Origin of the sequence: Anaerobiospirillum sp. NML120511, from assembly GCF_023050955.1 — a bacterium.
Lineage (GTDB): Bacteria > Pseudomonadota > Gammaproteobacteria > Enterobacterales > Succinivibrionaceae > Anaerobiospirillum.
In genome coordinates, this window is the sequence record NZ_JALKIK010000013.1 from 1 (window position 1) to 26,761 (window position 26,761).

A 26,761-nucleotide genomic window follows, 5' to 3' on the forward strand; every position below is an offset into this window, starting at 1 on the left:
CTGTCGCACCATAACAGGGAGCAAACTGACCGTAGCTGAGGCTGCATTACAGGTTAATCCTGTAGACTTTTTGAACTCAAATTTTTTTTTAGTAGCTCAAAAGGTCCAAGGCCCCATGCCTAATACAAAACATTGTCAGACTATATGGAATGATGCGTCTAAGTAGGTATCCTCCAGCCAGTAATGAGGATATTGACTGGCATCTGTCTTTGAGCTGACACGCTCTAAGCTGTAAAAGTTAGACTTATGTATCTATGGTTGTGTCGTTAGGCGCGATCCGATATCTTACGTCCTTTATAAATCATATAGATAATTATGTATTTACTTTCGACATAGCGTGGTGAAACAAATGATAATATTTATCAAAAACACCTAAATGCACAATTGTTTGTACACAGATTTTGAGTCATTTAACTGCCATACAAGTTGTATTTTAGACATAAAAAAACTACCTCGAGGGTAGTTGCTTATAAACGGCTTATATATGCGGTTTTCTGGCAAGGGTCAACACCATAGGGGGTGGCGATTGTTCTGGATAGCACCTAGTCCAGCACGCTGACCATCAACCTTGGCAATTACTGAATCAATTTCAGCAATGAGCTTACTGGCCTCATCGGCTGTACCCATAACAAAGCCATTAGTCTTATCCCATGCTGCGTTAGCACCTTGAGCGGCTACGAACAGCTTGGACATAATGGTGGTCTGTACCTCAAAGTCGATAGTATCACCCTTATTGGCGCCAACCTGTAATGTCATTTTGCCGCTGTCTGCATTACCGCCTGCTGGCTTGCCGTAGATAGATGTGTCGTTTGCGCCGTCCAGTACAGTCTTACCGCCGAAAGTGGTCTGCTGAGCAATACGGGTAATTTCACGACCAAGGGAATCAGCCTCTTTCTTAAGGGCGGCGCGGTCCTCAGCAGTGTTGGTACCGTTGGCAGACTGAACAGCCAGAGTGCGGATCTTCTGCAGCATGGAAGTGGTCTCATCCATGGCTCCCTCGATGGTCTGAGCAAGGGCAATACCGTCGGAGGCATTGCGGTTACCCTGGTTAAGACCGTTAATCTGAGTTGTCAGACGGCTGCTGATCTGTAAACCTGCTGCATCGTCTTTGGCACTGTTAATTCTCATGCCAGACGAGAGTCTCTGGTACGTAGTAGTGAGCTGATTCTGTACGTTGTTAAGGTATCTGCGTCCGTTTAAGGAGCTGACATTTGTATTTACATAAACTGCCATTGTCTTCTCTCCTGAAAGCGCCGTAATTGTCGAATCGGGCTTCCATTTATCGCTTATGTGTCTAAATTAATTCTCAAGCTCAGTAACGGTATAGAGAATGTTAATTGCTCATAGCTACAAACCGCGATTCAACCGTACCTGCAGAAACAAAATAGATACATAGTGCTCTTTGTAAAAATCTGTGTAATGACTGTCAATATAAATAACAGTATTTGAATATATTGTGTAAAACGCAGGGGTATGCAAAGACCCAGGAGTGCACTCTGGGCACTAAATCTCATTGACTGAATAGTGTTCTTTTCCCTTAAATGCAAAGAGCCCGACTGCAAATCAGTCAGGCTCTTGCATTGGCCAGCTATGCTGACAAGGAGTGGCTTTGTGAGCGTTATTAACCCAGCAGGGACAGACCAAGCTGTGGACGGGTATTGGCCTGCATGAGCATTGATGTAGCAGCCTGCTGAATGATTGACTGCTGGCTCAGGTTGGCAGACTCCTCGGCGAAGTCAGCGTCACGAATGCGGCTACGGGCGTCAGCCTGGTTGGCAGAAACATTAGCCTGGTTGCGAATTGAACTCTCTAATCTGTTCTGGATAGCACCTAGTCCAGCACGCTGACCATCAACCTTGGCAATTACTGAATCAATTTCAGCAATTAGCTTGCTGGCATCGTCCGCTGTAGCAAGGGTAAAACCAGCAGCTTTATCCCATAGCGCATTACCACCTGCAGCGCCTGCAACAAAAAGCTTCGACATAATTGTGGTCTCGACCTCAAAGTCGATGGTGTCACCCTTGTTTGCGCCTACTTGCAGGGTCATTTTGCCTTTTACATCATTACCGGCAGCTGGCTTTGTATAAATAGAATCATCGTTAGCACCGTCAAGAACAGTCTTACCACCGAACTTGGTCTGACGGGCAATACGGGTAATCTCATTACCAAGAGCATCAGCTTCTTTCTTCAGAGCTGCGCGATCCTCTGCAGTGTTGGTGCCGTTTGCTGCCTGAACTGCAAGAGTACGGATCTTCTGCAGCATGGAGGTGGTCTCATCCATGGCGCCTTCGATGGTCTGAGCAAGGGCAATACCGTCGGAGGCGTTGCGGTTACCCTGATTCAGGCCATTAATCTGAGTGGTTAAGCGGGATGAAATCTGCAGACCAGCAGCGTCGTCCTTGGCGCTGTTGATTCTCATGCCTGAACTGAGGCGCTGGTATGTAGTAGTGAGCTGATTCTGTACGTTGTTTAGGTATCTGCGTCCGTTTAAGGAGCTGACATTGGTATTTACATAAACTGCCATCGATAACTCTCCTGAAGTGTGTATATTTAGCCTGAAATGGTGCCTGGGTCCAATTTCTGGCGCAGTATCCTGCATTATCAACTGTAACGGGACAGCAGTTGGTTATTAGACCGTTAACAGGCTGTCGATGCAAAGGCTGCAATATTATCTATATAGATACATGCGATAATAGTAAGACGCACGTATAAATGGGATCATTTGTGAGATCGTTTCCTTATTAAGAAATAAAGTACCTGATGAGAAGTGGGCCATAGTGGAGCGCAGTGAAGCCTTTGTCTTTTTGAGAGGTTACTTTAATTCTGTGTTTACCAGCTGGAAACAAAAAGCCCCGCAGGACAAGGCTTGCAGCCGTTGCTGTGCGGGGCTTTGTTGCAGCTTCATATCCAGGGGCTGTCCTGGAGGCAGGCCCGGGATTGATTAGTTGCCGGATTAGCGGTTGATTCTGGCCTTGATGGCGTCGAGAATCTGGTCTGCAGGGATGTTCTCGCGCTCGCCGCTGCGGCGGTTCTTGTATTCTATAATGCCCTGGCCAAGACCCTTGGCACCGATAGTGATCACATGAGGGATACCGATTAACTCCATGTCGGAGAACATGACGCCGGCACGCTCATCGCGGTCATCGTACAGAACCTCAATGCCCTGGTCCTCAAGCTCCTTGTAGAGCTTCTCAGCAGCTTCGGCAACCTCAGGGGACTTGCCCAGACCAAGAGCGATAATACCTACGGTGAATGGAGCCATGGAGTCAGGCCATACAATGCCCTTGTCATCATGGTGCTGCTCGATGGCAGCAGCAACTACGCGGGTTACGCCGATGCCGTAGCAGCCCATCTCCATAGGGACAGCCTTGCCATTGGAGTCGGTAACGGTAGCGCCCATAGCCTCGGAGTACTTGGTGCCGAGCATGAAAACCTGGCCTACCTCAATACCCTTGCGCAGGTGCAGACGGCCCTTGCCATCAGGGCTTGGATCGCCCTCTTCAACATTGCGCAGATCAGCTACTTCATAGCCGGTGATGTCGCGGTCGAGGTTAACATTGATTAAGTGGAAACCGTCCTCGTTGGCGCCGCAGGCAAAGTTGCTCATGATGTTGACGTTGCGGTCAATAATCACGCGGCCCTTGAAGCCTACTGGACCAAGTGAGCCTGGATGAGCACCGGTGAACAAGAAGATTTCCTCGTCGGTAGCAAACTCAACAGGATTGGCTACGCCCTTAATCTTGCCAGCCTTAATCTCATTTAACTCCTGATTGCCACGTAAGGCCAGCAGGATGAGGTCATACTGCCCATTCTCATCAGGCTCGCCGCGTACAACGAGGCTCTTTAAAACCTGGTTTGCATCGAGCTTAAGGGCTGCAGCTGCCTCGTCAACACTGTGGCAGCCTGGGGTAGCAGCCTTGGAGCAGGCTTCACCTGGCTCACCACGGGTGCCCTGCGGAGCTACGGCCTCAGCCATTTCGATATTGGCTGCGTAGCTTGACTCATCAGAGTAGGCGATGGTGTCTTCGCCGGCATCTGCCAGAACCTGGAACTCGTGGGAGTTGTTGCCACCGATGGAGCCGGTATCAGCCTCTACAGCACGGAAGGTCAGACCAAGACGGGTAAAGATGTTGGTATAAGCATCGTACATGTCCTGGTAGGTCTTCTCGAGGGACTCGTGGTCAACGTGGAAGGAGTAGCCGTCCTTCATGATGAACTCACGGCCGCGCATTACGCCAAAGCGAGGACGTACTTCGTCACGGAACTTGGTCTGAATCTGATAGAGATTAAGTGGCAGCTGACGGGCAGACTTGATCTCATAGCGGCACAGAGCAGTGATGACCTCCTCGTGGGTAGGGCCCAGAACGAACTCATTCTGCTTGCGGTCATTGAGGCGGCACAGCTCAGGGCCGTACTTTACATAGCGACCGGACTCACGCCATAAGTCAGCGGGCTGAACCACAGGCATGGAAAGTTCGATGGCGCCTTTCTTGTTCATCTCTTCGCGAACAATGGCTTCCACTTTGTGGAGAACTCTCATACCGGTAGGCAGCCAGTTATAAATACCTGAGGCTACCTGGCGGATCAGACCGGCACGCAACATCAGACGGTGGCTGTCAACAACGGCCTCGACTGGATTCTCTTTTAAAGTTGCGAGTAAGTAATGACTGGTACGCATGGAAAAATAAAACCCTAAAGAAAAGATTGACCCCAAAGATAAGCAAGGCCAGTCCCTGTCTGGTCTGGTCGTAATGCTGTGCTCTGGACATGTTCTCAAAGGGCGTATCTTATGGAGTTAACAGCAGCCCGGGCTGCTGCATCCCTGAAAGATATGCCTTTTCAGATCCGCAGACATTATATGACCACTTTGCAGCTAAACCAAATCAATCAAAGTGAGCTGCCCTGACATACTGCAGCTCATATGTCCTGAGAGCCTGGTATGCTGCGCATACGGACACATGAGGTACTACTGCGCAGGCAGACTGGTTGCTGCGCATACGGACACATGAGGTACTACTGCGCAGGCAGACTGGTTGCTGCGCATACGGACACATGAGGTACTACTTCGCAGGCAGACTGGTTGCTGCACAGAGCGGGAGCCGCCTCTGTGTCCGGGCTGATGCCGGGACAGCTGCAGGGCAGGTAATGGCGTGATGCTAAGTGAAGGACCTTATCGTGGGGATATGGCGGTGGCGTTGAGCTGTCATTGCTGAGTAATGACAATTCTTATCTGTTCTTTGTCGCTAAAAACGTGCTTTTTCCTTGAGATCAGGCGGTCACTGGTGTTAAATAGATGGTCAGCTGCCAGGACACATGGCAGCTGATAAATCTCTGCTCAATAGTAAGCTCAGGCCGGATAAAGCTTTTGGCTCGATCAGCTTGGTCAGGGATAGCGGGAGATCTTTTAGGATCACTGTTAATTTTCTATAGCTCAGGCTACTGAGGTGTTTTATGGTTTACCTGGTTTCATTCGGCATTTTTCTGGTTTTCGTTTTCTGCCTGGCAATGGGCATGATTTTCAAGAGAGGCGGTCTCAAGTCTGAAAGCGAGGCTCACGCCATTCTTGAGGGCCTGACCTGTGTCGCCTGCACCAACAGCTCCTGCGGCTTCCAGGGCCAGCAACGCAAGCCAACCAAGAAGTGCCTTAACGATACTGAGCACGAGAGCGCCCAGGGCAAGGACAATATCGCTTTCAAGCAGGTCTGATAAAGCCAGGGCAGCCAATGTACGGCAACGTTCTGCACCGTGCATCAAATGCCCGCAGTCTTACCGGCCCACAGGGCAGGGACTGCGGGCAATTTTTTTGTCAGCCTGGAAGCATGCATGTATCCCCATGCCTGGTGAAGTCTTGCTCTGAAGCATAGCGGTCAAGTCCTGGCCCGTAGCCTGTTGCTGACGTGGGGGCATGCAGTTACGATGCTCCATGTCATATGGGGCCATCCCGAATGAGGCTGGAATGGCTGGCCGGGCGGGGTAGATTTTTTTTGCGCTGTTTTGTGGCTTATTCGTGTTTATGGATGTTATCGGGAGCGCAAAATAACTTATATTTAGATGGATCGTGCCTTTATGGCTGATTTGTCTTTGGTGTATGATCGCTGCATATGCCAGTTATCCCGTATGGCTGGGTGATTCAGGCGCCTGGGCTGCTGCCGGGCCGGGCCTGATGATTTTGCGCTGTTCGCTGTCTGCATGATGCCGTTGCAGGTGCAGGGGCGGGCGCTGGTAATGGTGAAAGCGCAGTAATGCCGGAGCCTGTCGTATTATGAACAAGCAGCCTGACCGGGCTGTGAGCAGTAACTGCAGAAACTTATTTTAAAGGGGATGATGGTGACTAAATTTAAGAAAGTACTTTCTCTTTCAGCTGTTGTTGCAGCCGCCTGTATGACCTTAAGCCTTTCTGGCTGCAAGGACCAGGAGCCTGACCGCCCAGCTGACCAGGTTACCGAGAAGTCCACTTCCGTAACCAAGATCGATGGCAAGACCTTTGGCACTTTCTACTACATCACTGTGCCAGGTGGCTATCCAGGCGGTGAAGAAACTCTGCGTAATGATGCCGAGTTCATCTTCAAGAAAGTATCTGATGCCATTTCCTCTTTTGACAAGGAAGCTGAAATTGCCCGCTTCAATGCCTTTGACAGTACTGAGGACTTTGTAATCTCAGGCTATCTGGCTGGCATTATGGAAGAGGTTATCCGCCAGTCCCGTCTGGTTGACCAGGCCATGGACCCAACTGTAGGTCCTCTGGTAAATCTCTGGGGCTTTGGTCCTCAGGGCGATATTAAGAAGTCCCCAACTGATGAGCAGATTAAGACCACCCGTTCCTATGTAGGCCTGGACAAGTTTGAACTGCGCCGTGCCGGTAATACCGCCTACCTGCGCAAGCACGATCCACGTGTGGCTCTGGACCTGTCCACCATTGGTGAAGGTCTGGCCGCTGACGAGCTGGCTGCCCTTATGGATGAAAAGGGCCTGACCAGCTACATGATTGCTGTTGCCGGTGCTATCCGTTCCAAGGGTGGTAACCCTGATGGCAAGCTCTGGCGTGTAGGCATTGAGGACCCTTTAAGCCAGGGTGCCCGTGTCTATCAGGTAGTCTGCCCTCATGATATGGCTATCTCCACTGCCGGCTCCTACCGCAACTTCTTCCTTGATGAAGAGACCAACAAGTTCTACTCTCACGTCATCAATACCAATACTGGCAAGCCAATTGACCACCGCACCGTATCTGTATCAGTACTGGGCCGCAGCGCCATGGTAACTGATGCCCTTGATACCGGTTTGCTGGTACTGGGTGCCAAGGCCGCTGTAGAGTGGGGCAATAAGAACGATATGCCTGTCTATGCCATTGAAATTGACGAAAATGGCAAGCAGCTGGCTACCTACTCACGTACCTTCGAGCCTTACCTCAAGTGCGTAGTAAATAACAATATCACTCCTGCCAAGTAAGACAGGACAGCTGAAGTTGCTGCATTTCCGGCGATTTTAGACGACAATAGATGCCGGGTTAATACTTTGAGCATACAGCTTTGAGCATTACCCGGCTTTTTCATGCCCTTTTCAGGCAGAACGGCTGCCCCTGAGCTCTCGGCTCACAGGCTTGCAGATACGCTCTGTGGAGCCAGCCATATGCAGACCGTCATATGGTGCTCTCCATATGGTGACTGCCATATGATGTCCTCTATATGGTGCTCGCCATATGGTCATCGCTATATGGTGCCACGCAGGGCGCGCGTTACCAGTTTGCCCTTTTAACACAGTCATACCATCATGCATATTCATATCTTAGGAATCTGCGGTACCTTCATGGGAGGTATTGCTCTTATTGCCAAGCAGGCAGGACATAAGGTTACCGGTTCAGATCAGAACGTTTACCCACCTATGAGCGATGAGCTGCAGGAGGCCGGTATTACCATCTACCAGGGCTATGATGCCGCCCAGCTGGATATCAGGCCTGATCTCATTGTGGTCGGAAATGTCATGAAGCGCGGTATGCCTGTAATCGAGCGTATGCTCGATGAACGCCTTAACTATGTGTCAGGTCCGGGCTTCCTTGAGGATCTGTGTCTGCGTTCCCGTACTGTACTGGCCGTCTCCGGTACTCACGGCAAGACCACCACTACAGCAATGCTCACCTGGATACTCGAATATGCAGGTAAGAATCCGGGCTTTCTCGTAGGTGGTATACCAGAGAACTTTGGCTACTCTGCCCGTGTGACCGACAGTGAGTTCTTTGTCATTGAAGCTGACGAGTACGACTGCTCTTTCTTTGACAAGCGCTCCAAGTTCGTTCACTACCACCCTAATATCGCAATCATCAACAATATTGAATTTGACCATGCTGATATCTTCAATTCCATTGAAGACATCAAAAAGCAGTTCCATCAGATGATACGCATCATCCCTTCCTCAGGTACCGTGATTTATCCGGCCGATGATGCCAATGTCCAGTCCACCATAGACAAGGGGCTGTGGGCAAAGCCTCTGGCCACAGGTTCAGATAGCTGTCCTTATGTGCTGAGCATCGACAGTGCCGACGGCTCTGAGTTCTCAGTAAAGGACCGTGAGGGCAAAAAGCTCTGTTCAGTCACCATCAATGCCACTGGTCTGCACAATGCCCATAATGCTTTTATGGCCCTGCTGGCAGCCCATGAGGCCGGTGTTTCCTTTGAGGAAGGTGCCCGTGCCATGGCCGAGTTTAAGATGCCAAAGCGCCGTATGGAGCTGGTTGGCCAGATTGGTAATGTGCGTGTCTATGACGACTTTGCTCACCATCCAACCGCCATTGCTACCACAATTGACGGCCTGCGCAAGAAGATGGGCGAGCAGCGCCGCATAGTATGTGTTTTTGAGCCACGCTCCAACTCCATGAAGATGGGCGCCAACTCCGAGCTGCTCGGTCAGTCTTTCAGCGCTGCAGATGAGGTCTTTGTCTATCAGAATGAGGCCGTAAGCTGGGATATGAGCCGTCTGGTTACCGACTGTCCAAAGCCTCTGCACATCATCAATACCACCACAGCTGACCTCATTGACAGGGTAGTAGCTGCAGTTGATGACAACACTGATGTGATTGTCATGAGCAATGGCGGCTTTGAAAACGTCAAGGGCCGCCTGGTAGATGCCCTGCGCAAGGCCCGTGGCTGATAAGGCTCTGCGTAAGGCCTATGGCTGATAAAGCTCTGCGCAGGCCCGTGGCTGATAAAGCTCTGCGCAAGGCCTGTGGCTGCTAAAGCCCTGAAGCTTTTGGCCGGCTGGCTGCGCTGCTGACAAGGTCAGCAGCCGTAGCACTTGCAGCAGCCGGTGCTCAGCTGTCCACAATGAAAAAAGCAGGACCGAGTTCATTCTCAGTCCTGCTTTTTCTTTGGCCGGTCCGGATGGCTGCGCCCTCAGGGCATCAGCCATGCACCAGCAAGCCGCCAGCCCTTTGGGGGCGTCCCGGGCAGGTTAGACAGCATCGAGGGCCTGACGCAGGTCTTCGATGATGTCACTGACATTCTCAAGGCCTACTGACAGGCGCACCATGCCAGCTTCGATGCCGGCGGCAGAGAGCTGCTCATCTGTGAGCTGGCGGTGGGTGGAGGAGGCAGGGTGCAGCACGCTGCTCTTGATGTCAGCTACGTGAACCTCAAGGCGTACCAGCTTGAGATTGTCGATAAAGCGGGCACCGGCATCACGGCCGCCTTTAAGCACCAGAGCGATTACACCTGAGCAGCCGTTTGGCAGATACTTCTGAGCAAGGCCATAGTCAGATGAGCCGGCCAGACCTGGGTAAGATACAGACTCGACTTTATCATTGGCAGACAGGAAGCGGGCCACCTCAAGGGCATTGGCGCAGTAGCGCTCCATGCGTAAAGGCAGAGTCTCCAGGCCCTGATTGATGTAAAACGCGTTTTGCGGGCTCTGCAGACAGCCAATGTCACGAATAAGCTGGACACGGGCCTTGACTATGTAAGCAGCACTTCCAAAGCTCTCGGTATAGACACAGCCATGGTAGGAAGGATCGGGCTCAGAGAACTCGGCGAACTTGTCCTTGTGGGCGCTCCAGTCAAAGTTGCCCGAATCAACAACAACACCGCCTACACTCAGGGCGTGACCGTCGATGTACTTGGTGGTTGAGTGCATTACAATGTCAGCGCCAAACTCAAATGGACGGCACAGATAAGGGGTAGCAAGGGTGTTGTCCACAATCAGAGGTACGCCATTTGAGTGAGCAAGGTCGGCTATACGGCTGATATCAAGAATACGGGTGGACGGATTGGCAATGGTCTCGGCAAAGACAGCTTTGGTATTAGGGCGGAAGTACTTACTAAGCTCCTCATTGCTCAGACTCCCGTCAACAAAGGTTACCTCGACGCCAAAGCGCTTGAGGGTAACGGCCAGCAGATTGATGCTGCCGCCATAGATATTGGAGCAGGCTACCAGATGATCGCCGCTGACACACAGGTTCATAATGGCCAGCATGCAGGCGGCCTGACCTGAGGAGGTACAGATAGCGCCTACGCCGCCTTCAAGTTCGGTTATTTTCTTCTCAACAGCATCAACAGTAGGGTTGGCAAGACGGGAGTAGAAAAAGCCTGCAGACTTGAGGTCAAAAAGAGAGGCTACTTCATCGGTTGAGGTATAGGTATAAGTGGTGTTCTGATAGACAGGGAATACGCCTGGCTCACCGTTTCCAGGCTTATAGCCTGCATGCAGACATTTGGTCGCGAACTTCATTTTCGTTTCCTTTTGATCGCAAATTGCACATTGCCCGGCAAGATTGTGCACAGCTGCTTGCAGAGCTAAAAGAAAAACAGGCCTCAGGGCCTGAGAGAATCCAGCTCTATTAATATAGGACAGTTGCCCCTTATGTGGGGCCTTTTTAGCTCATTAGCTGACTCTTTGCACCAAAATCAGACCACTACTATGGCCCTTGCTCAAATTAGGAGCACATAACGCCCCACAGTGCAGCCATCCGCCAGCAGTCCCTGAAGTCGCCTTGACTGCACACAGCACAGCAGCAGGGCTGTGCGCAGGTGTGGCCTCTGGGGCTGATGGAACAGTGGGACATCAGGGGCAGCAATGTTGCTCTGCAGCTATGCTGACCTACAGACCGGTTACGTTCTGCAGCCTGTTGCATGCAGAGGTGTGGCACAGCTGGCCAGGGACAGACAGCCTACTGTGTCAGGATGTGTGACATGGCATCTGGGGATTGGTCGCGGGAATGGATTTAAGCTGAGGTCAGCTATAGCAGGCCGGCCTGCTGTTGGGGCTGGTCTGGGGACTATGCTGGCTGCTGTTGGAAGGTACATTTGCACGTGCACGCCAGGAGGGCTCATGGGGGACGGGTCTGCTTTGTGTTCAGGCAGCGCAAAGCGCCTGGGACCATGGGGCTCAGCGGAGAGACTGGTGTCTAAGGGGGAGGTTTACGTGTAAGGGAGGGGCAGGGGCCTGGTACTGAAAGAAATTCAGGTCCTGAATCAACATGTGAGGATGCGAGCACATTGCCGGCTCTGGGCCAGCGCCCTGTCTGGGGCTAATGTGCTCGGACAATTTACTGAAAGTGGCTCTAACATAGCGCAAAATCTGATGGTTTTCTAGCCAAACCTGAATTTATCTGCAATTTGCACTGATATAAGAGGCGTTACGGGGAAATGCGCCTATATAAGGCATTTTGCTGTTTCTTGCTCCAGAGCAAAATATAACAAAGAAAAAGCCTGGTACTCCTAATGCATTACTCATTGTGACGTTATATCATGACTGTTACTGTCGTCGATGACCGGTGTTTACTGATAACCTCAGGCTTCATTTTGACTGGATGCTTCATTGATGACCTGAAGCTTCTTTGTGACTGGATGCTTCATTGATGACCTGAAGCTTCTTTGTTACTGGATGCTTCATTGATGACACGGTAATGTCGCCCCTGAGCGGCAGATAATGATGGAGGTAATCTCAATGGCCCTGAAGTTCAGATCACTGTGCATAGCCGCCGCTGCCGCCGCTTTTGTCGTGGCTGGAGTCTGTTCACCAGCTGTGGCTGACGGTACAGCTCAGCGTGTGACCCCGACCAATCCCTGTGCCCTGTATTCTCAGCTCAGGAAAGATGCCTCTCCTGATGTAGTCAAAGTGCAGATTCTGGGCGTGCAAAACGGTGTGGCCGGCGTGATGATTCTTGGTCTGGCCCGCAGAGTAAATGTCAGCCTCAACGGCGTGGACATGCGCCTGAACAAGGTTCACTCCCAGCAGATAGTATGTGGTCGTGAGGCCATTGGTGAGCTCAGTGCCTATGATCTCAGCGCAACTGGTATGGATGCAGGTTACTTTCAGGTTCAGGCCGACACCATTGTTGAGGGGCAGTCTCTGGTTATCCGTCAGTATTAATTTCACTCCCAGGCCAGCATTCTGGCCGGTAATGGCAGCGCATTAGCGGCCGGTGAAGCCTGCGCAGCTGTGCTGCACCGCACCGCACAGCATCGCGCTGTGCTGCTGCACCGCATCGCGCAGCAGCTCCACCCATAAGCAAAAGGCAGTATTGCTCATCAGAGTGATACTGCCTTTTGCCTTTTCCGGGCTCGTGCACATACAGGGTCAGACTGAAGTGTTGACGGCTTAGCCTGATTAGCCTTGAGGTGCGGTTGAGACCGGCTGTTTATGTGAAGCGCATCCTTGCAGTCTGCTGCTGATAAGACTGGGCAGATGCGCAGCGCCATGCTGCGTTGTCTGCAGGGAGCTGATTATGAAGCCATTGCCTGACTGTATGAGAGCTCCCGTACAGGTAAGCTTTCTTACCAGGAAAGCTTTCTTACCAGGAAGGATTTATAAGCATGGTACAGACTTTTCTGCCGTTGAGAGCATTCAGCAGCCAGGTGATCTGCCAGAACTGGGACCTTGTTTGAATGCCTGGATGGCAATTGCCTGGTTTGCCCGTCAGGGACGGAGCCCGGGCCTTGCATAGCATGGCTTTGCAGGCATGGCGCTTGATTTTGCTCCTGTTGCAGACGCAGTGGCTGTTTATAAGTGTTGGTTAAGGGGCCGTCTGTGACGGCCGGGATTCAGGATTTACAAGCATGGAAGCCGGTTCAGAACGGCTGTGCAGGTCGAACTTAAGCCAGTATGGCGGTCTGGCAGCCAGGCCAGGGGCTACACTGTAGCTGACTGCCTGGCTGCAGGGCGACCTTTGTCCATTATCGCATCGAAAGTTCAACTGAACGTGCAGACATGTCTGTATGCAGCATCATAGCGCTGCATGTCTGCCGTATCTCTCTGCCTGGGTCAGAGGCTTTGTCAGTGCTGTTCTGAGCATATCCGGTTATACAACTAAAATTACAAATATCAATAATAACTTTGCGGCTCTCAAATCAGATAAGTCCTTAACAGGCTTAAGTGTGCATATTTTGATGAGAACCACGCATCAGGGCTGCCGCAGGCTGCCGGATAGCTGCTGATGGCCTGGCAGATGATGGCACGGAAGCTTGCGGTATGGCTGATGATATGACGGCATCTGACTGCTGGCAGTGCCGTTATGCTTATCAAACGAAAATATCAGTTTACATTATGCAGAAGGCTCATGTTGCAGCATGGCCGTACAAGGCGGCAGTCCTGACCCTCTCCATACTTATGGCTTTTAAGCAGGGGAGGTTTCTGCATATCATTCATACGCTCTCAAAGAGAACCTGTCCTTGAGGCATACCTCAGCCGGGCAGAGTTCGGCCTGAATGTTAAGCGTAATACCTCAGTAAATCATTGCAAAATAATATACTCAGCTCTTGCACTGAGACTGGCTGAAAATAATCGCTTTAACAGCTGCCACACTAAACACCTCAAGAGTGGCAGCTCGAATTATTATCGAGGCAATACTATCATTTAGATACATGACAGGACAATATTTTTCGACACATGAAAGTACGTTTTTATCATGTTTTTTCGATATGTTGTCCTTATTTCTGACCGTGTAATACGTAACAGTTTATGATTGATGAGTATTGATACAGCAGACAAAACTCATCCTCAAATTCAGATTAAATTCGCTCGCATGTGGCTGATTTATCCCAGGTTGATATTGGTAAACAGACAGATATTCACGGGAGTGTACTCACGAGATTTTAAGATAAAAAAATGCGTCACCCCCATATGAGGGTGACGCATTTTCTGTCTGTGACCTGAGTGATGCATGTTTACATGGACACCTGGTCATGTATCAAAAGTGATCAAACGGTTACCGGTATCTGCCCTGTTAGTGACCGTGCAGCTGCACAGTCCTGGCTTTCAGCTGCAGATCACGGATGTCAGCATGCAGCAGTAAAGCGTTTGCGCAGCTGCTGCAGTGCCTGATGCAGCTCCTGCCTGCCGTAAGCATCGTTAGCCGGTGCGGCCGGCAGGGCAGCCCGGCGCTCAGCGCCAGGCAAAACACGGCCTGCCGGGGCTCACGCTGACCGGTGACAGCCGGGGGCTTACAGACGGTTGAGCTCTTCCATCTGAGCCTTGATCTTGGCCAGCTGCTCCTTATTAAGCTCAACCTGGGCGCGGGCACCCTCAATGATGTTGGCTGGAGCGCGGGAGACAAAAGCCTCGTTCTGCAGCTTGGCCTCACCGCCCTTAATCAGGCCTTCAAGCTTGGCAGCCATTTCGCCCAGACGCTTGAGCTCGTCTTCCTTGTTGATGAGATCCTTCATAGGAATGAGTACCTCAGCCTTATCAAGAGGCTTGGATACGCAAGGAGGCAGGGTCTCGTCACCGACAAAGACAGGCTTTTCGATGTTGCTGAGCAGGGTGAGGTAAGCTGAGTAGTTCTCCACACAGGAGCGCTCAAAGTCACCGGCATCACGGAGCATGACGCTCAGAGTCATGGCAGGGCTGGCCTTCATTTCGGCTCTGAGGTTACGTACACAGGTAATGAAGTCACGGATCCAGCTGATGGCCTTTTCAGCCTCTTCATCACGGGCATAATCACCGGCACATGGATAGGCGGCGGTCATGATGGTCTGGTCAGCGTTCATGCGATCAAGCATTGGAGCGGTCTGCTGCCAGATGGTCTCAGTGATGAAAGGAATGACCGGGTGGGCCATACGCAGGATGGCCTCAAGAACGTTAACCAGGGTGTAGGCGGTAGCGTCCTTCTGAGCCTGAGTGGCATTGTCATCCTTTAAGGTGGCCTTGGTGAACTCAAGGTACCAGTCGCAGTACTCGTTCCAGATAAACTCGTAGATAGTGGCAGCTACCTGATCGAAGCGGTAGTTGTTCATATGACCTTCTACGGTCTCAATGCAGCTGGACAGACGGGAGAGAATGTAGCGGTCAGCAAGTGACAGATCGCTGTCCTGAGGACGGGCGAGCTTTTCTGAAGTTACATTCATCAGTACGAAGCGGGAAGCATTCCACAGCTTGTTACAGAAGTTGCGGTAGCCCTCAAGGCGTTTCATGTCCCAGTTGATGTCGCGGCCATTGGAGGCAAGGGCGCATAAGGTAAAGCGCAGAGCATCGGTACCGTGAGGAGCTATGCCGTCCTTGAACTGCTTGCGGGTACGCTTGGCGATCTTCTCAGCTATCTGAGGCTGCATCATGTTGGCGGTGCGCTTGGCTACCAGATCATCAGCACTGATGCCGTCAATCATGTCGATAGGGTCAAGAACGTTGCCCTTGGACTTGGACATCTTCTGACCTTCTTCGTCACGAATCAGGCCTGTAACGTAAACAGTGTGGAAAGGAATCTGGGATGAGCCGTCTTCATTCTTGATAAAGTGCATGGTCATCATGATCATGCGGGCAATCCAGAAGAAGATGATGTCAAAGCCGGTTACCAGAACAGATGTAGGGTGGTACATCTTCATTGCCTGGGTATCATCAGGCCAGCCCAGGGTGGAGAAGGTCCACAGAGCGGAGGAGAACCAGGTGTCAAGAACATCAGGATCCTGAGTCAGCTCAACGTCGGCACCGAGGCTGTACTTGCTGCGTACTTCCTCTTCGCTGCGGGCTACATAGACCTTGCCATCCTTGTCATACCAGGCAGGAATACGGTGACCCCACCACAGCTGACGGGAAATACACCAGTCCTGCAGATCACGCATCCAGGAGTAGTACATGTTGGTGTACTGGGCAGGTACAAACTTGATGCGACCATCCTCTACGGCCTCCAGAGCTTCCTTGCCCAGGATCCTGGCACGAACGTACCACTGGTCGGTAAGCAGAGGCTCGATAGGCACTCCACCACGGTCACCAAAAGGCTGGGACAGGGTGTGATCCTCGATGTGATCGAGCAGACCAAGCTTCTCAAGGTCTGCAAGAACAACCTCACGGGCCTTGAAACGCTCGAGGCCGCGCAGATTCTCAGGGATGAAATCAGTAGTCTCGTCAGAGGCAATACCGTCGGTGTTGTAAACCTCGGAAGCGTCACGGATGCAGGCGTCCTCGGTCATGATGTTGACCATTGGCAGGGAGTGACGGCGACCTACGGCATAGTCGTTAAAGTCGTGGGCCGGGGTGATTTTTACGCAGCCGGTACCTGTTTCCATGTTGGCGTGATCATCGGCGATCACTGGAATACGACGGCCTACCAGAGGCAGCTCGAGGAACTTGCCAATCAGATCGTTAAAGCGCTCATCCTTTGGATTGATGGCTACGGCAGTATCACCAAGCAGAGTCTCAGGACGGGTGGTGGCTACCAGCAGGTAGTCCTTGCCTTCCTTTGTCTTTACGCCATCGGCCAGAGGGTAGCGGATGTACCACATGGAGCCCTTGACTTCCTTGTTCTCAACTTCGAGATCGGAAATGGCGGTGCGCAGCTTAGGGTCCCAGTTTACAAGGCGCTTGCCACGGTAAATCAGGTCCTCATCATAAAGGCGTACGAAAACCTCAAGCACGGCAGCACTCAGGCCCTCGTCCATGGTGAAGCGCTCGCGTGTCCAGTCTACGGAGTCACCAAGACGGCGCATCTGGCTGGTAATGGTGCCACCAGACTGCTCTTTCCACTGCCAGATGCGCTTGATGAACTCTTCACGGCCAAGGTCGTGACGGGTAATGCCTTCCTCGGCAGCAATCTTGCGCTCAACTACCATCTGGGTAGCAATACCGGCATGGTCGGTACCGCACTGCCACAGGGTGTTGTCACCCTTCATGCGGTGGTAACGGATTAAGGCATCCATAATGGTCTGCTGGAAAGCGTGACCCATGTGCAGAGATCCTGTCACATTTGGAGGAGGCAGGGCGATGGAGAATGATGGTCGGGAGCTGTCGCCATTTGGCTTGAACAGGCCCTTTTCTTCCCAGTTCTGGTAAATTTTGCTTTCAAAATTTTCCGGTTGGTAGGTCTTATCCATTTCCATAGTAGATTTCTCTAAGATTCCTTTAGGCTGTGAAACAGAAAGCACCCTGGCTCAGTCCCCGGCCCCTGCCTCAGAACAGCATGTCTCTGACGGCTGCGACTGCATACCCCCATCTGGCAATGCCCGGAGGGCAATGCCCCCAGGGCCGCCCTCTGGGACGCCCACAGGGCGCGCCCTTGATGGCAAGGCAAATGAAGCCCTTGCCGCATGATGGTATCTGTCAGTCCTGCCGACAGCGTTGCTGTTCTCAGGCCATGCCAAATTGTGCCCGGCTGTGTGGCGATGACGTCAGCTGGCAGCTCACGGCAGCGCTGTGCTCAGCGCTGGCGCTGCTTTACGATCTGTCATCAGGCAGTTCACACTTTGGCATGTCCTGGTATGCCTGCAAGGTCAGGCTTTACTGGTGGCGTCCATAACTTTACTGTTGAGGTTCGCCCGGGGATGAGCTCGGTTTCAGATCGGCTGCATTGGCATTGGCCGACCCGCTTAAGCATAAATAGAGAATTGTACTCTAATTCAGGCCTGACTTTGGGATTTTCTCATTTGTCAGGCGGGCAGGGGCCCGCCCATGACGTCCTCCGCTTTGGCGGTATGTACTCCCGGCCGCAGCAAGATCTTCAGTTTCAATATGTAGTTGCGTACGCGCAGGACCTCAGTTGAAGTCGCTGCTTGCAGGGCTAAAGGGGCAGGGACACGCAGAATGGACTTTTACATATTTATGGGGCTGGCTCTGCATTTGTGGAGCTGGCATTGCAATGAGGAAATGACAGACCGGTGCGATGTAAGGCGTGGTGTTGTGGGGAAAGGTGACTTACAGCAAGGAGCGGGCTGAGCAGTGACTGGTGGCCTTGGGTACTGTGATAAAGGCCATCATAATGGGCCACAGGATTTGACAAATTGGGGCACTGAATGTAGTTTGTGCCCTGTTTTTGCCTGCAAAGCTCTAATTTTTACAAATCAGGCGCAAAGATTCCGGGAAACAAACCGTTGATCTCTGCGCTTGCTCTTCACTGTCAGCAGCATCAAAAAGCCCAGGGGCAACTGCCCATGCAGCTTAATTGTGATAAATATGTGAGGGCATGACCGACATGTGCAAGGTGCAGATGTCGCGATCAGACAGGCATCGCCACATGGGTGGCATTTTTGATCAGGCAGGGGCCATAGCTGTTTTTATGGCGCAGCCAGGGACTGACCATTGGGAATGCCCTGGGCTGGCAAGCAGCCTGCAGACCGGCAGCTGTCTACAGGGCAGGTGGCCATGCTGGCCGCTGCTGGCAACAGCAAATGTATGCCGCAGAGTTCGTGCCCATAATCAGGACGGGCACACAGGCAGGCTGGGTAACTGATCAGATTGTAGTAATTATATTAACGAGGCAACTATGGGATATGAATCAAATCAGGAGGCTATGCTCAGGGCACGCAGGCAGGCAAGGGCCGAGTTCAACCGGCTCAAACAGCTTGAGCGTGAGCAGAACCCGCATATTCCACGGGAGCACAAAAGAGGCATAGGATTGTTTCGCATTTTCCTCGTCCTGATTCTCCTTATGGTTATGGGAGTCGGTGGTGTGGCCTTCTGGGGCTACAAGCAGCTGGACGTTATTACAGCAACCGTAATTCCTGCAAGGGAGGAGCCGTACAGGATTCGCCCTGGCTCAACTTTATCCTCTGTAGTGCGTGACCTCACAGGAAATGCCTACCACCGCTATCTTCTCAGCGCCTGGGTAAGGCTGCATAATCACGAGTACCCTGTCATTCAGAAGGGTGATTACCTTATCGATGGTGTAAAAACCCTCCCTGAGATTCTCACAGACATGGCCCAGGGTAATGTGATCAAGGTCAAACTGCCTGGTATGCCTCTGATTGAGGGTATGACCATTACCATGGTAATGCGTCGACTTGCAGCCAATAAGGACATTGCCAAAAAGCCGGAGCTTACTGAGATTCTGGCTACTCCTGATCTGTTCATGGAGGCGCTGCTCATAAGAAATAACAATGACACCTCCTTACTGCAGGCCATAGGTGGCAGCCATCCAACTCTTGAGGGTCTGCTCATGCCGGCCATTTACGAGTACGAGCCGGGCAAGACCACCGATCTGGAGCTCATTGCCAAGGCCCTTATCAAGATGGCTAACTTCATGCGCGAGCGTTACATAGAGCGCAATCAGGCTATCGATCAGGTAGTATCCACTCCTTATCAGGTACTCATTCTTGCCTCACTGGTAGAAAGAGAAAGCTCGCTTAAAAGTGAGCGTGCCCTGATTGCCGGTGTCTTTATGAACCGCCTGCGCAAGGGCATGAGACTGCAGACTGATCCGGCTGTAATGTATGGTGTAAGCCCTGACTTCAAGGGACCACTGCGTCTGTCTCAGCTGCGCCGCGATACCCCTTACAACACCTATACCAGACGCGGTCTGCCTCCAACTCCTATTGCGATGCCATCTCCTGAGTCTATTGAGGCCGTGCTCAATCCGGCTCAGACTGATGCCCTGTACTTTGTAGCCCGTGGTCCGGATCCAAAGGAGGGTCACATCTTCTCAGCTACACTGCAGGAGCATAACGCTGCCGTTAAGCAGTACCGCAAGGCTGTAAGTGACTACAAGAAGGAGCATGCTGAGGACGAAGGCCAGTAGTCGTCGCATGCAGGCCCGTCTGCCCCATTGCTGTGGGCATGGCCATGAACATGGCCCGGCTGGCCCATGGTAAAATCATCAGGTCCTTACCAGGATGGGCAAAGCCCGCAGGTCCTGACAAGGCTTGGCGTGGCCCACATGTCATGACCTCGGAGGGGGTGGCCTGCAGGGCATGCCCTCCGGGCTGTGACTGGACCTGAAAACACAGGCCCTGAGCGCATCTGACACATGAGTTTGCAGGTGTGCTCAGGGCTTTTTGCTTAATCAGTACTTAATCAAAAGTTGTAATAATCAGGACATCACGCTGTGACGCTGTCATATCGGTGATATCATTTGCTGAATTTTGAGCAGGGCTGTACCCCGGGTGCCGGTCAGCTGCTGGCTGTTTGTTCTGATTTTTCCCCTGGAGTATTGCTATGCAACGCGGTTTTTTTATCACCCTTGAGGGTGGTGAAGGTGGTGGTAAGTCCACGCAGATTCCTGTTATCAAAGATTTTCTTGAGGGCAGGGGCTTTAAGGTTGAGTGTACCCGTGAGCCAGGCGGTACCGCTGTTGCCGAGCAGATCCGTTCCATTTTGCTAAACCCTGATCATGAAGAAAAGATCTGCTCAACCACCGAGCTGCTTTTGATGTATGCATCCCGTGCTCAGCTGGTAAACAGCAAGATTAAGCCTCTGCTTGAGCAGGGTACAGTGGTCATTTCCGATCGCTTCGACCTGTCGACCATTGCCTATCAGGGCTATGGCCGTGGCATGGATCTGGACCTTATTGGCCGTATCAGAGAGGTGGCCATTGGGGATTTCAACCCTGATTTAATCCTGCTTTTTGACATTGATGTCAAAGAGGGCATGATGCGCGCAGGCAAGCGCAGTGCTGCCGACCGCTTCGAGCAGGAGTCCCTTGATTTCTTTGAGCGTGTGCGTAAGGGCTTTACTTCCTACGCCAGTGCTCATGAAGACCTGGTCAAGGTCATTGACGGGGCACAGAACATTGATGGTGTCAGCAGCCAGGTAAAAAAGGTACTCTCCGATTTTATCGACAGACGCGGCTAGACCAGGCAGGTCCTTGCGGACAGGCGGCTGTGGCGGACAGGCAGCTCTGGCGAGCAGGCCGCCATGACTGACATGGCCAGGCAGCTGCACTCAGAATTTATACGTGCTCTTTGACAAAGGGTGGCAGAGGCCACCCTTTGTCATTACCGGGCAGCAAGGTCGTGCGGCCATGACGGGGCGCGCCAGGGGCGGCCATGGCAACGGACCATAGCAGGGCCCTGGCTGATACCTGGCCCATGCTCATGGCGGCATGCTTATGGGCAAACTGTAAGACAGGGAAGTGTTGATTTTTAATGTCCTGTGCAGGTCCGTATAATGGCATCTGGCTGCATAAAAGCTTTATGTACTGTCGAATGCAGGCCATTAGCGGCTATAATCTTATGGATTTTTCCGCCTCAGACGCGGAAAAGGCATTTAATGGCACAGGCGGAGTATTTACATGTTGTTTTCCTGGCTTCAACCCTATTACCAGCAGTATCTGGCATCCTTAAGTCAGGGGCGTGCTCCGGCCTCAATTATTATCGCCGGACATCCGGGCCTTGGGGGACGTCATCTGGCTCTGGAAATTGCCCGTGCCTTTTTGTGTCAGAACCGCAGTCCGTCAGGACCATGCGGTCACTGCGTTTCCTGTCAGTCACTCAGCCGCTATTCAAGTTCCGACCTTAAGGTAGCTTACTGCTCCACGGCTGAAGAGGCAGGCAGCGATGCTGACTTCACTCATGACTGCTCGGGACTGATTGTTCCTCCTGAAGCGGCCCGCAGCACCCGTACCATGCGCATTGACACCATGCGTAAGGTTCCCCAGTTTATCAATGAGTCGGCCGTAGGCGGCGTGGGCAAGGTCGTGATTATCGACGGCGCCGAAAAGATGACCACAGGCGCGGCCAACGCTATCTTAAAGACCTTTGAAGAGCCGGCCCCTTCTACCATGATTATCATGGTAGCCCGCAGCCTTGAGATGCTGCTGCCTACCATTCTTTCCCGTGCTTCCAAGGTTGTTATCCGTGATGTGCCCATAGAGCAGGCCATGGAGTACCTGCTCAACAGAGAAAATCAGCGTCCGCCGCTTATCAGGCGAGCCTTTGCTGACCCGGCTGAGCAGGAGGAAAAAGAGCGTACTGCCCTTGAAGCCTGTGAGGGCCTGAAAAGCCCTGTAACTCCCGAGCGTGCCGCCATTGCGCTGTCCTTAAGTTCCCTTGCTCCCCTTGAGGCCATGAAAATGCTGCTCTCAGGCGAAGACATCAAGGCCATTAACGTGGTGCGTACTCTGGTAGACGGCATTCACAGAGGCGATCCTTATGACGTGGAGCTTATCGACGGCCTCAACAAATTAAGCCGCACCATGCAAATCACCCTGCTCAGTGAGCTGGTTCTGGAGGTGCTTAAATACAAGGCCTGGGTGCCTGTTGAGCAGCTTCCTCTGATTTTGCACGGCAATGCCCAGATTCTCGAGCGCCTGCAGGGTGACCATCTTTTTGAGGCCGCTGATCTGCTGCGTCATCTGCAGGACAGACCAAACATTATTCCGCACCGTGCTCCTCATGCCCTGGTGCGCAGCTGGCTGCAGGCCTTTAAAAAGGATTTCCGCGCCCGTCGCTGACATCCTGGGCAGCGCCAGGGCTGCAATCATGGTCTGCAGGGGCATGACCGCCTGGCCATCCCTGGCGGTGCCAGGTGGTTCCAGGGTTGCGCTGTGTTACTGTGAATTTACCAGGAAAGAGCTGGTAACATGGACAGGTTTAGCAACGAAGAGGGAGCGACCTCAGGGTCATCAGTTTTGGCTTTTCAGCGTTTTTGGCGTATTGTGACGATTTTGCTTTTATTTGGCGAACCAGTGACCTGTTTTGCAGGTCATAGTGTGGTGGCTCTCTGAGGATGTACCCTCATGCACCTCTGGCGGTTTGTGGAGTATCCGTCATGCAGGACACAGCTGTTTGCTCAGAACCGGTTTCACAAGCGTCCCGGGCAACCATGGGACTTTCCCAGGCACGTGCCGGGACTTGCCAGGTCCTGTTCATGGGCGGGTCTGGCCCGTTCAGCGCCGCTTAAGGTGCGCTCATGAGCGGGCCTTACGCGCTCAGGGCCGCTTACGGTGCGCTCATGAGCAGGACTTGCCCGCTCATGGACGTGCCTTACGCGTCCATGGGCGTGCCGGGCCTTTGTATGGCCTTAGCATGTACTGAGGCTGTTTACGCCGGGTAATGGCCAGGCAGACGAATTTTCAAAGCATCACTGCTCAGGGCAGCTTGCTGCCTGAGGTTTGATACGGAAGACCAGACAGTGCTTTTAGACAAATACATCTTTAAAGAACTTTTAAAATCTCAGCTGGTAGTGCTGCTGGTGCTTGTAACAATTTTCGCCGGCCAGAGTATTGTCAAGCTCATGACTGAAGCCGTGGTGGGTGGTCTTCCTCCACGACTTATTGCCATGTTCCTGCTCTACTCCCTGCCTGAGTTTCTGGTCTACCTCTTGCCCCTTACCCTTTATGTGGCCATTATCATTACCCTGGGCCGCATCTGTACTGACTCGGAAATGGTGGTCATGCGTGCCGTTGGCTACTCGCCAGGCCGTATCATGATGGTCGCCATGATAATGGGCCTTGTCAGTGCAGTGGCAGTGGGCTATATCTCCATGGTGCTTACCTGGAAAGCCGCCGATGCCCGCTATGCCATGGAGCAGCAGGCTGCCAATGATCCTGAATTCCTTCCTATAGACAGTGGTAGATTTGTAAGCTTCGGTCAGTTCAATATTTACGTGGAAAAGCTGGTCACCCGCGACTCCCAGACCAGGGACGTCAATAATATCTACGTTATTGATGACCACTCCATTACCGTAGCCAGTGAGGGCCATCTTTTTGTTGATGAGGACGGCGTACGCTGGCTGGAACTGAGCGACGGCCGCCGCTATGAATATCCTGCCGACGGCTCTTTCCGCAAAGCTGAGTTCAGCTCCTTCCGGGCCCCGGTATCGGCCAATATCACCGACGAGACCCGTCAGGGCCGCTCCATTGCCCGTACCTCCACCATGGATCTCATGGCACGTGTTGACGGGGTGCGTGAAAAGGTTGAGGTACAGTGGCGTATTATCCCGATTTTAACCACTCTGGTTATGTGCATGGTGGCCGTGCCTCTTTCCATGGTCAATCCGCGTCATGGACGCTTTGCCCGTCTGATGCCGGCCATTTTGATCTATGTGGCCTACTATCTGTTCCTGATGTCGACCCGAAACTTTGTCATGACAGGTGTGCTGCCGCTTTATCCTGGCATGTATGCCGTACCTGTGCTCTTTTTGATGCTGGTAGCCATTCCGCTCAACCTGCCAAAGGCCCACATCAAGCATATCAGGCACAATCGCAGAAAGAATATGGCCGCAGCTCTTGCCGAGGTGGCCGCAACCTCACGCAAGGCCGACGCAGGCTTCTGGGGAGACAATGGTAAAGAGTCATCTGACCATGCAGGCTCCGCAGCTGGCCGATCAGAGAACAGCAACCCGGACCGTAAGGACGGGCACTGATGCCTGGTGCAGCCTCCAATGCCAGGCAAAGCACTGATGCCTGGTGCAGCTGCCGATGCCAGGTAAAGCACTGATGGGCGGTGTGGCTGCCGATGCCAGGCAAAGCACTGATGGGCGGTGTGGCTGCCGATGCCAGGCAAAGCACTGATGGGCGGTGTGGCTGCCGATGCCAGGCAAAGCACTGATGGGCGGTGTGGCCGCCTATGCCTGGCAAAGCACTGACCATCTGGCACAATGCCCCCGGTGCAGCAAATTAAAGACCCATCGGTCGCAGCAGCGCCATTGTGGCGGTGCGTGACAGTAACAGGGCACAGGACGAATACTCAAGGCGCGCAAGAGGACAGTCAATAATGTTTGGCGTAATCGATCGCTATATTGGCAAAACAGTACTTATCTTCATCCTGCTGACTACAGCAGTGCTTACTGTTATTACAGCCATCATTACCTTTATTGACCAGACCCGTCATCTGGGCAGTGGCAATATCGACTTTCTCTTCCTGCTTTCGTACATTGCACTGCGTACGCCTACCATGCTGGTAATGATTTTCCCGGTGGCCGTGCTTATTGGAGGTGTAGTGGGCCTTGGTCTGCTGTCCAAAAACTCCGAGCTCATTGTCATGCAGAGCACGGGCATGTCCAAGACAGCCATCATTTTAAGCTCCTGCAAGATGATTATCCCTCTGGTAATTCTGGTAAGTCTGGCCGGTCAGACCATAGTGCCCGAACTGCGTCAGTTTGCTGAAGATCGTTTCAATTACGCCAGCTCTGAGGGCCGTGTGTCGCGCACAGGCAACGGTATCTGGATTCGTGAGGGAGACAGCTTTGTTTTTATCAGAGCCGTCATGTCTGACAGTTCCATACGTGATATCAGCCGCTTTGACTTTGACGGTACCCGTCTTATCAGGATTTCCAATGCCCAGGCAGGTTTTTACAATGCTCAGGACCGCAAATGGGATCTGCGCGATATAAGCAGCCGCAGCTTTGGAGATAAGAAGATCACCCTCGACAGTCAGGAGTCTGTACAGTGGGAGCTCTACCTCAACCCTGAGCGCCTTGAGATCTTCAATCTCAAAAACGATCAGCTCTCAGTGCCTGAGCTTATCGACTACATAGAGTATCTGGAGTCCAACAGTATCGACTCCCAGCGCTACCGTACCGTCCTTTATCAGAAGTTCACCCTGCCTCTGGCCATGATAGTGATGCTTATGCTGGGCGCCTCAACTGTATTCGGCTCGCTGCGCTCAGTGCCTATGTCCCTGCGCGTACTGCTGGGTCTGTCCATGGGCTTCAGCTTCTATCTGTGCAATGAGATTGTGCCGGGCTTTACCTATCTTATTGGTCTGCCACCGGCCATAGGCGTACTGGTGCCGCCGGCTGCCTTTATTCTGCTCTCACTGTACCTGCTCAACCGCAAGGTCTGACACTCCTGGCCGTGCATCAGTGTGGCTCAGCAAGGCAGCGAAGCACCTCAGCAGCACGCAGGCAGCTCAGCTGCTGCCCTGAGGACAGCGACCTGCTGATGCCTATAAGCAAAGAGCCACCATTGAAGAATGGTGGCTCTTTGCGTTGATGGGGCTGCATGGCCTCAGGCCGGCCCTTACAGCTGACGACTAATCATCATCATCATCGTCATCATCACGGTCGTAGCGGTCATCGTCGTCGTCGTCATCATCATCGTCATCGTCGCCAAAAAACTGGCCATTACCAATGGTGATGCCGTTGTTGTCAATGCTGAAGTTGTCTCCCTTATATTCCCACTTAAAACCCTGTGGGCCCTCAGCGCTCAGTGACATGCCACCTGATGGAAACAGGCTGAATGCCCATGCGCTCCCAATGGAGAAACAGCTTAACAGCAGAGCAAATAATGCGGTGCCTAAATACCTGATCATAAATCAATCCTCAGAGCTTACAGTTGAGCTCGTATTAGTTATCAACCCCTCAGTACTGCTCATGGGCATGGGCTAAGCTATGGCCATGGCTCTGCACAACCAGGCGCCTGGCGCCATTTTGCACGCGCCTTGCGCCTTGTCATGCCTGATTCGGCCATGGTCCTGGACCTGGCCAGGCTCCTGGAGCTGAACATGTGGCTTGTCATGCCCGATGCGGCCAGGGGCCTGGAGCTGGACAGGGGCCTTGTCATGGCCATGGCGTTCGCCCATGGATCCGCCTGAAGGTGGATGTGGCCGGGCCAGGCCTTGCCATAGTGCTTTGCCCTGAGATAAGTACCGGCATAGCAGGGGCTTGTTACAGAGTGCCTGTGGTCGCTAAACCA

General features: G+C 52.5%; 15 protein-coding genes. 9 read left to right on the forward strand and 6 right to left on the reverse strand.

The annotated features are described in order from the left end of the window. Window positions 1-504: 504 nt before the first annotated feature. From MXE39_RS05250 to MXE39_RS05260, 3 genes are all read right to left on the reverse strand, one after another. Window positions 505-1,233, reverse strand: a complete 729-nt coding sequence (locus tag MXE39_RS05250) for a flagellin (RefSeq protein ID WP_246977627.1) — start codon at window positions 1,231-1,233, stop codon at window positions 505-507. Window positions 1,234-1,621: 388 nt separating this feature from the next. Then, window positions 1,622-2,524, reverse strand: coding sequence for a flagellin (locus tag MXE39_RS05255; protein ID WP_246977628.1), 903 nt, complete (start codon window positions 2,522-2,524; stop codon window positions 1,622-1,624). Between the two features lie 429 nt (window positions 2,525-2,953). Further along, complete coding sequence (locus MXE39_RS05260) at window positions 2,954-4,678, reverse strand: proline--tRNA ligase (RefSeq protein ID WP_246977629.1); 1,725 nt, start codon at window positions 4,676-4,678, stop codon at window positions 2,954-2,956. 833 nt (window positions 4,679-5,511) lie between these two features. On the opposite strand from MXE39_RS05260, the gene MXE39_RS05265 reads away from it, so the two are divergent. The 3 genes from MXE39_RS05265 to mpl all read left to right on the forward strand — a co-directional run bounded on the left by MXE39_RS05265 (window position 5,512) and on the right by mpl (window position 9,141). Further along, window positions 5,512-5,706: a hypothetical protein gene (locus MXE39_RS05265; protein ID WP_246977630.1), complete on the forward strand. Its 195-nt coding sequence runs from the start codon at window positions 5,512-5,514 to the stop codon at window positions 5,704-5,706. 615 nt (window positions 5,707-6,321) lie between these two features. Continuing rightward, window positions 6,322-7,446 carry an FAD:protein FMN transferase gene (locus tag MXE39_RS05270; RefSeq protein WP_247073841.1) on the forward strand — a complete coding sequence of 375 codons (1,125 nt, stop codon included), beginning with the start codon at window positions 6,322-6,324 and terminating at the stop codon, window positions 7,444-7,446. A 321-nt stretch (window positions 7,447-7,767) separates the two neighbouring features. Beyond that, entirely contained in the window at window positions 7,768-9,141 is a 1,374-nt protein-coding gene (mpl, locus tag MXE39_RS05275; protein ID WP_246977632.1) for a UDP-N-acetylmuramate:L-alanyl-gamma-D-glutamyl-meso-diaminopimelate ligase, read from the forward strand. A gap of 300 nt (window positions 9,142-9,441) precedes the next feature. Here mpl and MXE39_RS05280 read toward each other — a convergent pair whose 3' ends face one another. Beyond that, a complete protein-coding gene (locus tag MXE39_RS05280) occupies window positions 9,442-10,713 on the reverse strand; it encodes an O-acetylhomoserine aminocarboxypropyltransferase/cysteine synthase family protein (RefSeq protein ID WP_246977633.1) in 1,272 nt (423 codons plus the stop codon). Window positions 10,714-11,931: 1,218 nt separating this feature from the next. Here MXE39_RS05280 and MXE39_RS05285 point away from each other — a divergent pair. Next, window positions 11,932-12,357 (forward strand): hypothetical protein, encoded by a 426-nt coding sequence (locus MXE39_RS05285; RefSeq protein ID WP_246977634.1) that lies wholly within the window; start codon window positions 11,932-11,934, stop codon window positions 12,355-12,357. 2,069 nt (window positions 12,358-14,426) lie between these two features. Here the strand turns inward: MXE39_RS05285 and MXE39_RS05290 are convergent. Next, complete coding sequence (locus MXE39_RS05290) at window positions 14,427-17,288, reverse strand: valine--tRNA ligase (protein ID WP_246977692.1); 2,862 nt, start codon at window positions 17,286-17,288, stop codon at window positions 14,427-14,429. A gap of 1,385 nt (window positions 17,289-18,673) precedes the next feature. Between MXE39_RS05290 and mltG the strand changes: the two genes are divergently transcribed. From mltG to lptG, 5 genes are all read left to right on the forward strand, one after another. After that, window positions 18,674-19,924, forward strand: coding sequence for an endolytic transglycosylase MltG (gene mltG, locus MXE39_RS05295; RefSeq protein WP_246977635.1), 1,251 nt, complete (start codon window positions 18,674-18,676; stop codon window positions 19,922-19,924). Between the two features lie 416 nt (window positions 19,925-20,340). Next, complete coding sequence (gene tmk, locus MXE39_RS05300) at window positions 20,341-20,976, forward strand: dTMP kinase (protein WP_246977636.1); 636 nt, start codon at window positions 20,341-20,343, stop codon at window positions 20,974-20,976. A 439-nt stretch (window positions 20,977-21,415) separates the two neighbouring features. Then, window positions 21,416-22,576: a DNA polymerase III subunit delta' gene (locus MXE39_RS05305; RefSeq protein ID WP_246977637.1), complete on the forward strand. Its 1,161-nt coding sequence runs from the start codon at window positions 21,416-21,418 to the stop codon at window positions 22,574-22,576. Window positions 22,577-23,256: 680 nt separating this feature from the next. After that, window positions 23,257-24,489: an LPS export ABC transporter permease LptF gene (lptF, locus tag MXE39_RS05310; protein ID WP_246977638.1), complete on the forward strand. Its 1,233-nt coding sequence runs from the start codon at window positions 23,257-23,259 to the stop codon at window positions 24,487-24,489. A gap of 350 nt (window positions 24,490-24,839) precedes the next feature. After that, window positions 24,840-25,910, forward strand: coding sequence for an LPS export ABC transporter permease LptG (lptG, locus tag MXE39_RS05315; RefSeq protein WP_246977639.1), 1,071 nt, complete (start codon window positions 24,840-24,842; stop codon window positions 25,908-25,910). Window positions 25,911-26,099: 189 nt separating this feature from the next. Here lptG and MXE39_RS05320 read toward each other — a convergent pair whose 3' ends face one another. Next, complete coding sequence (locus MXE39_RS05320; RefSeq protein WP_246977640.1) at window positions 26,100-26,378, reverse strand: hypothetical protein; 279 nt, start codon at window positions 26,376-26,378, stop codon at window positions 26,100-26,102. Between the last annotated feature and the right edge of the window lie 383 nt (window positions 26,379-26,761).

Coding starts and splice junctions, on each gene's coding strand:
- MXE39_RS05250 (WP_246977627.1), bottom strand. CDS start 1,233: ATGGCAGTTTATGTAAATACAAATGTCAGCTCCTTAAACGGACGCAGA.
- MXE39_RS05255 (WP_246977628.1), bottom strand. CDS start 2,524: ATGGCAGTTTATGTAAATACCAATGTCAGCTCCTTAAACGGACGCAGA.
- MXE39_RS05260 (WP_246977629.1), bottom strand. CDS start 4,678: ATGCGTACCAGTCATTACTTACTCGCAACTTTAAAAGAGAATCCAGTC.
- MXE39_RS05265 (WP_246977630.1), top strand. CDS start 5,512: ATGATTTTCAAGAGAGGCGGTCTCAAGTCTGAAAGCGAGGCTCACGCC.
- MXE39_RS05270 (WP_247073841.1), top strand. CDS start 6,322: ATGATGGTGACTAAATTTAAGAAAGTACTTTCTCTTTCAGCTGTTGTT.
- mpl (WP_246977632.1), top strand. CDS start 7,768: ATGCATATTCATATCTTAGGAATCTGCGGTACCTTCATGGGAGGTATT.
- MXE39_RS05280 (WP_246977633.1), bottom strand. CDS start 10,713: ATGAAGTTCGCGACCAAATGTCTGCATGCAGGCTATAAGCCTGGAAAC.
- MXE39_RS05285 (WP_246977634.1), top strand. CDS start 11,932: ATGGCCCTGAAGTTCAGATCACTGTGCATAGCCGCCGCTGCCGCCGCT.
- MXE39_RS05290 (WP_246977692.1), bottom strand. CDS start 17,288: ATGGATAAGACCTACCAACCGGAAAATTTTGAAAGCAAAATTTACCAG.
- mltG (WP_246977635.1), top strand. CDS start 18,674: ATGGGATATGAATCAAATCAGGAGGCTATGCTCAGGGCACGCAGGCAG.
- tmk (WP_246977636.1), top strand. CDS start 20,341: ATGCAACGCGGTTTTTTTATCACCCTTGAGGGTGGTGAAGGTGGTGGT.
- MXE39_RS05305 (WP_246977637.1), top strand. CDS start 21,416: ATGTTGTTTTCCTGGCTTCAACCCTATTACCAGCAGTATCTGGCATCC.
- lptG (WP_246977639.1), top strand. CDS start 24,840: ATGTTTGGCGTAATCGATCGCTATATTGGCAAAACAGTACTTATCTTC.
- MXE39_RS05320 (WP_246977640.1), bottom strand. CDS start 26,378: ATGATCAGGTATTTAGGCACCGCATTATTTGCTCTGCTGTTAAGCTGT.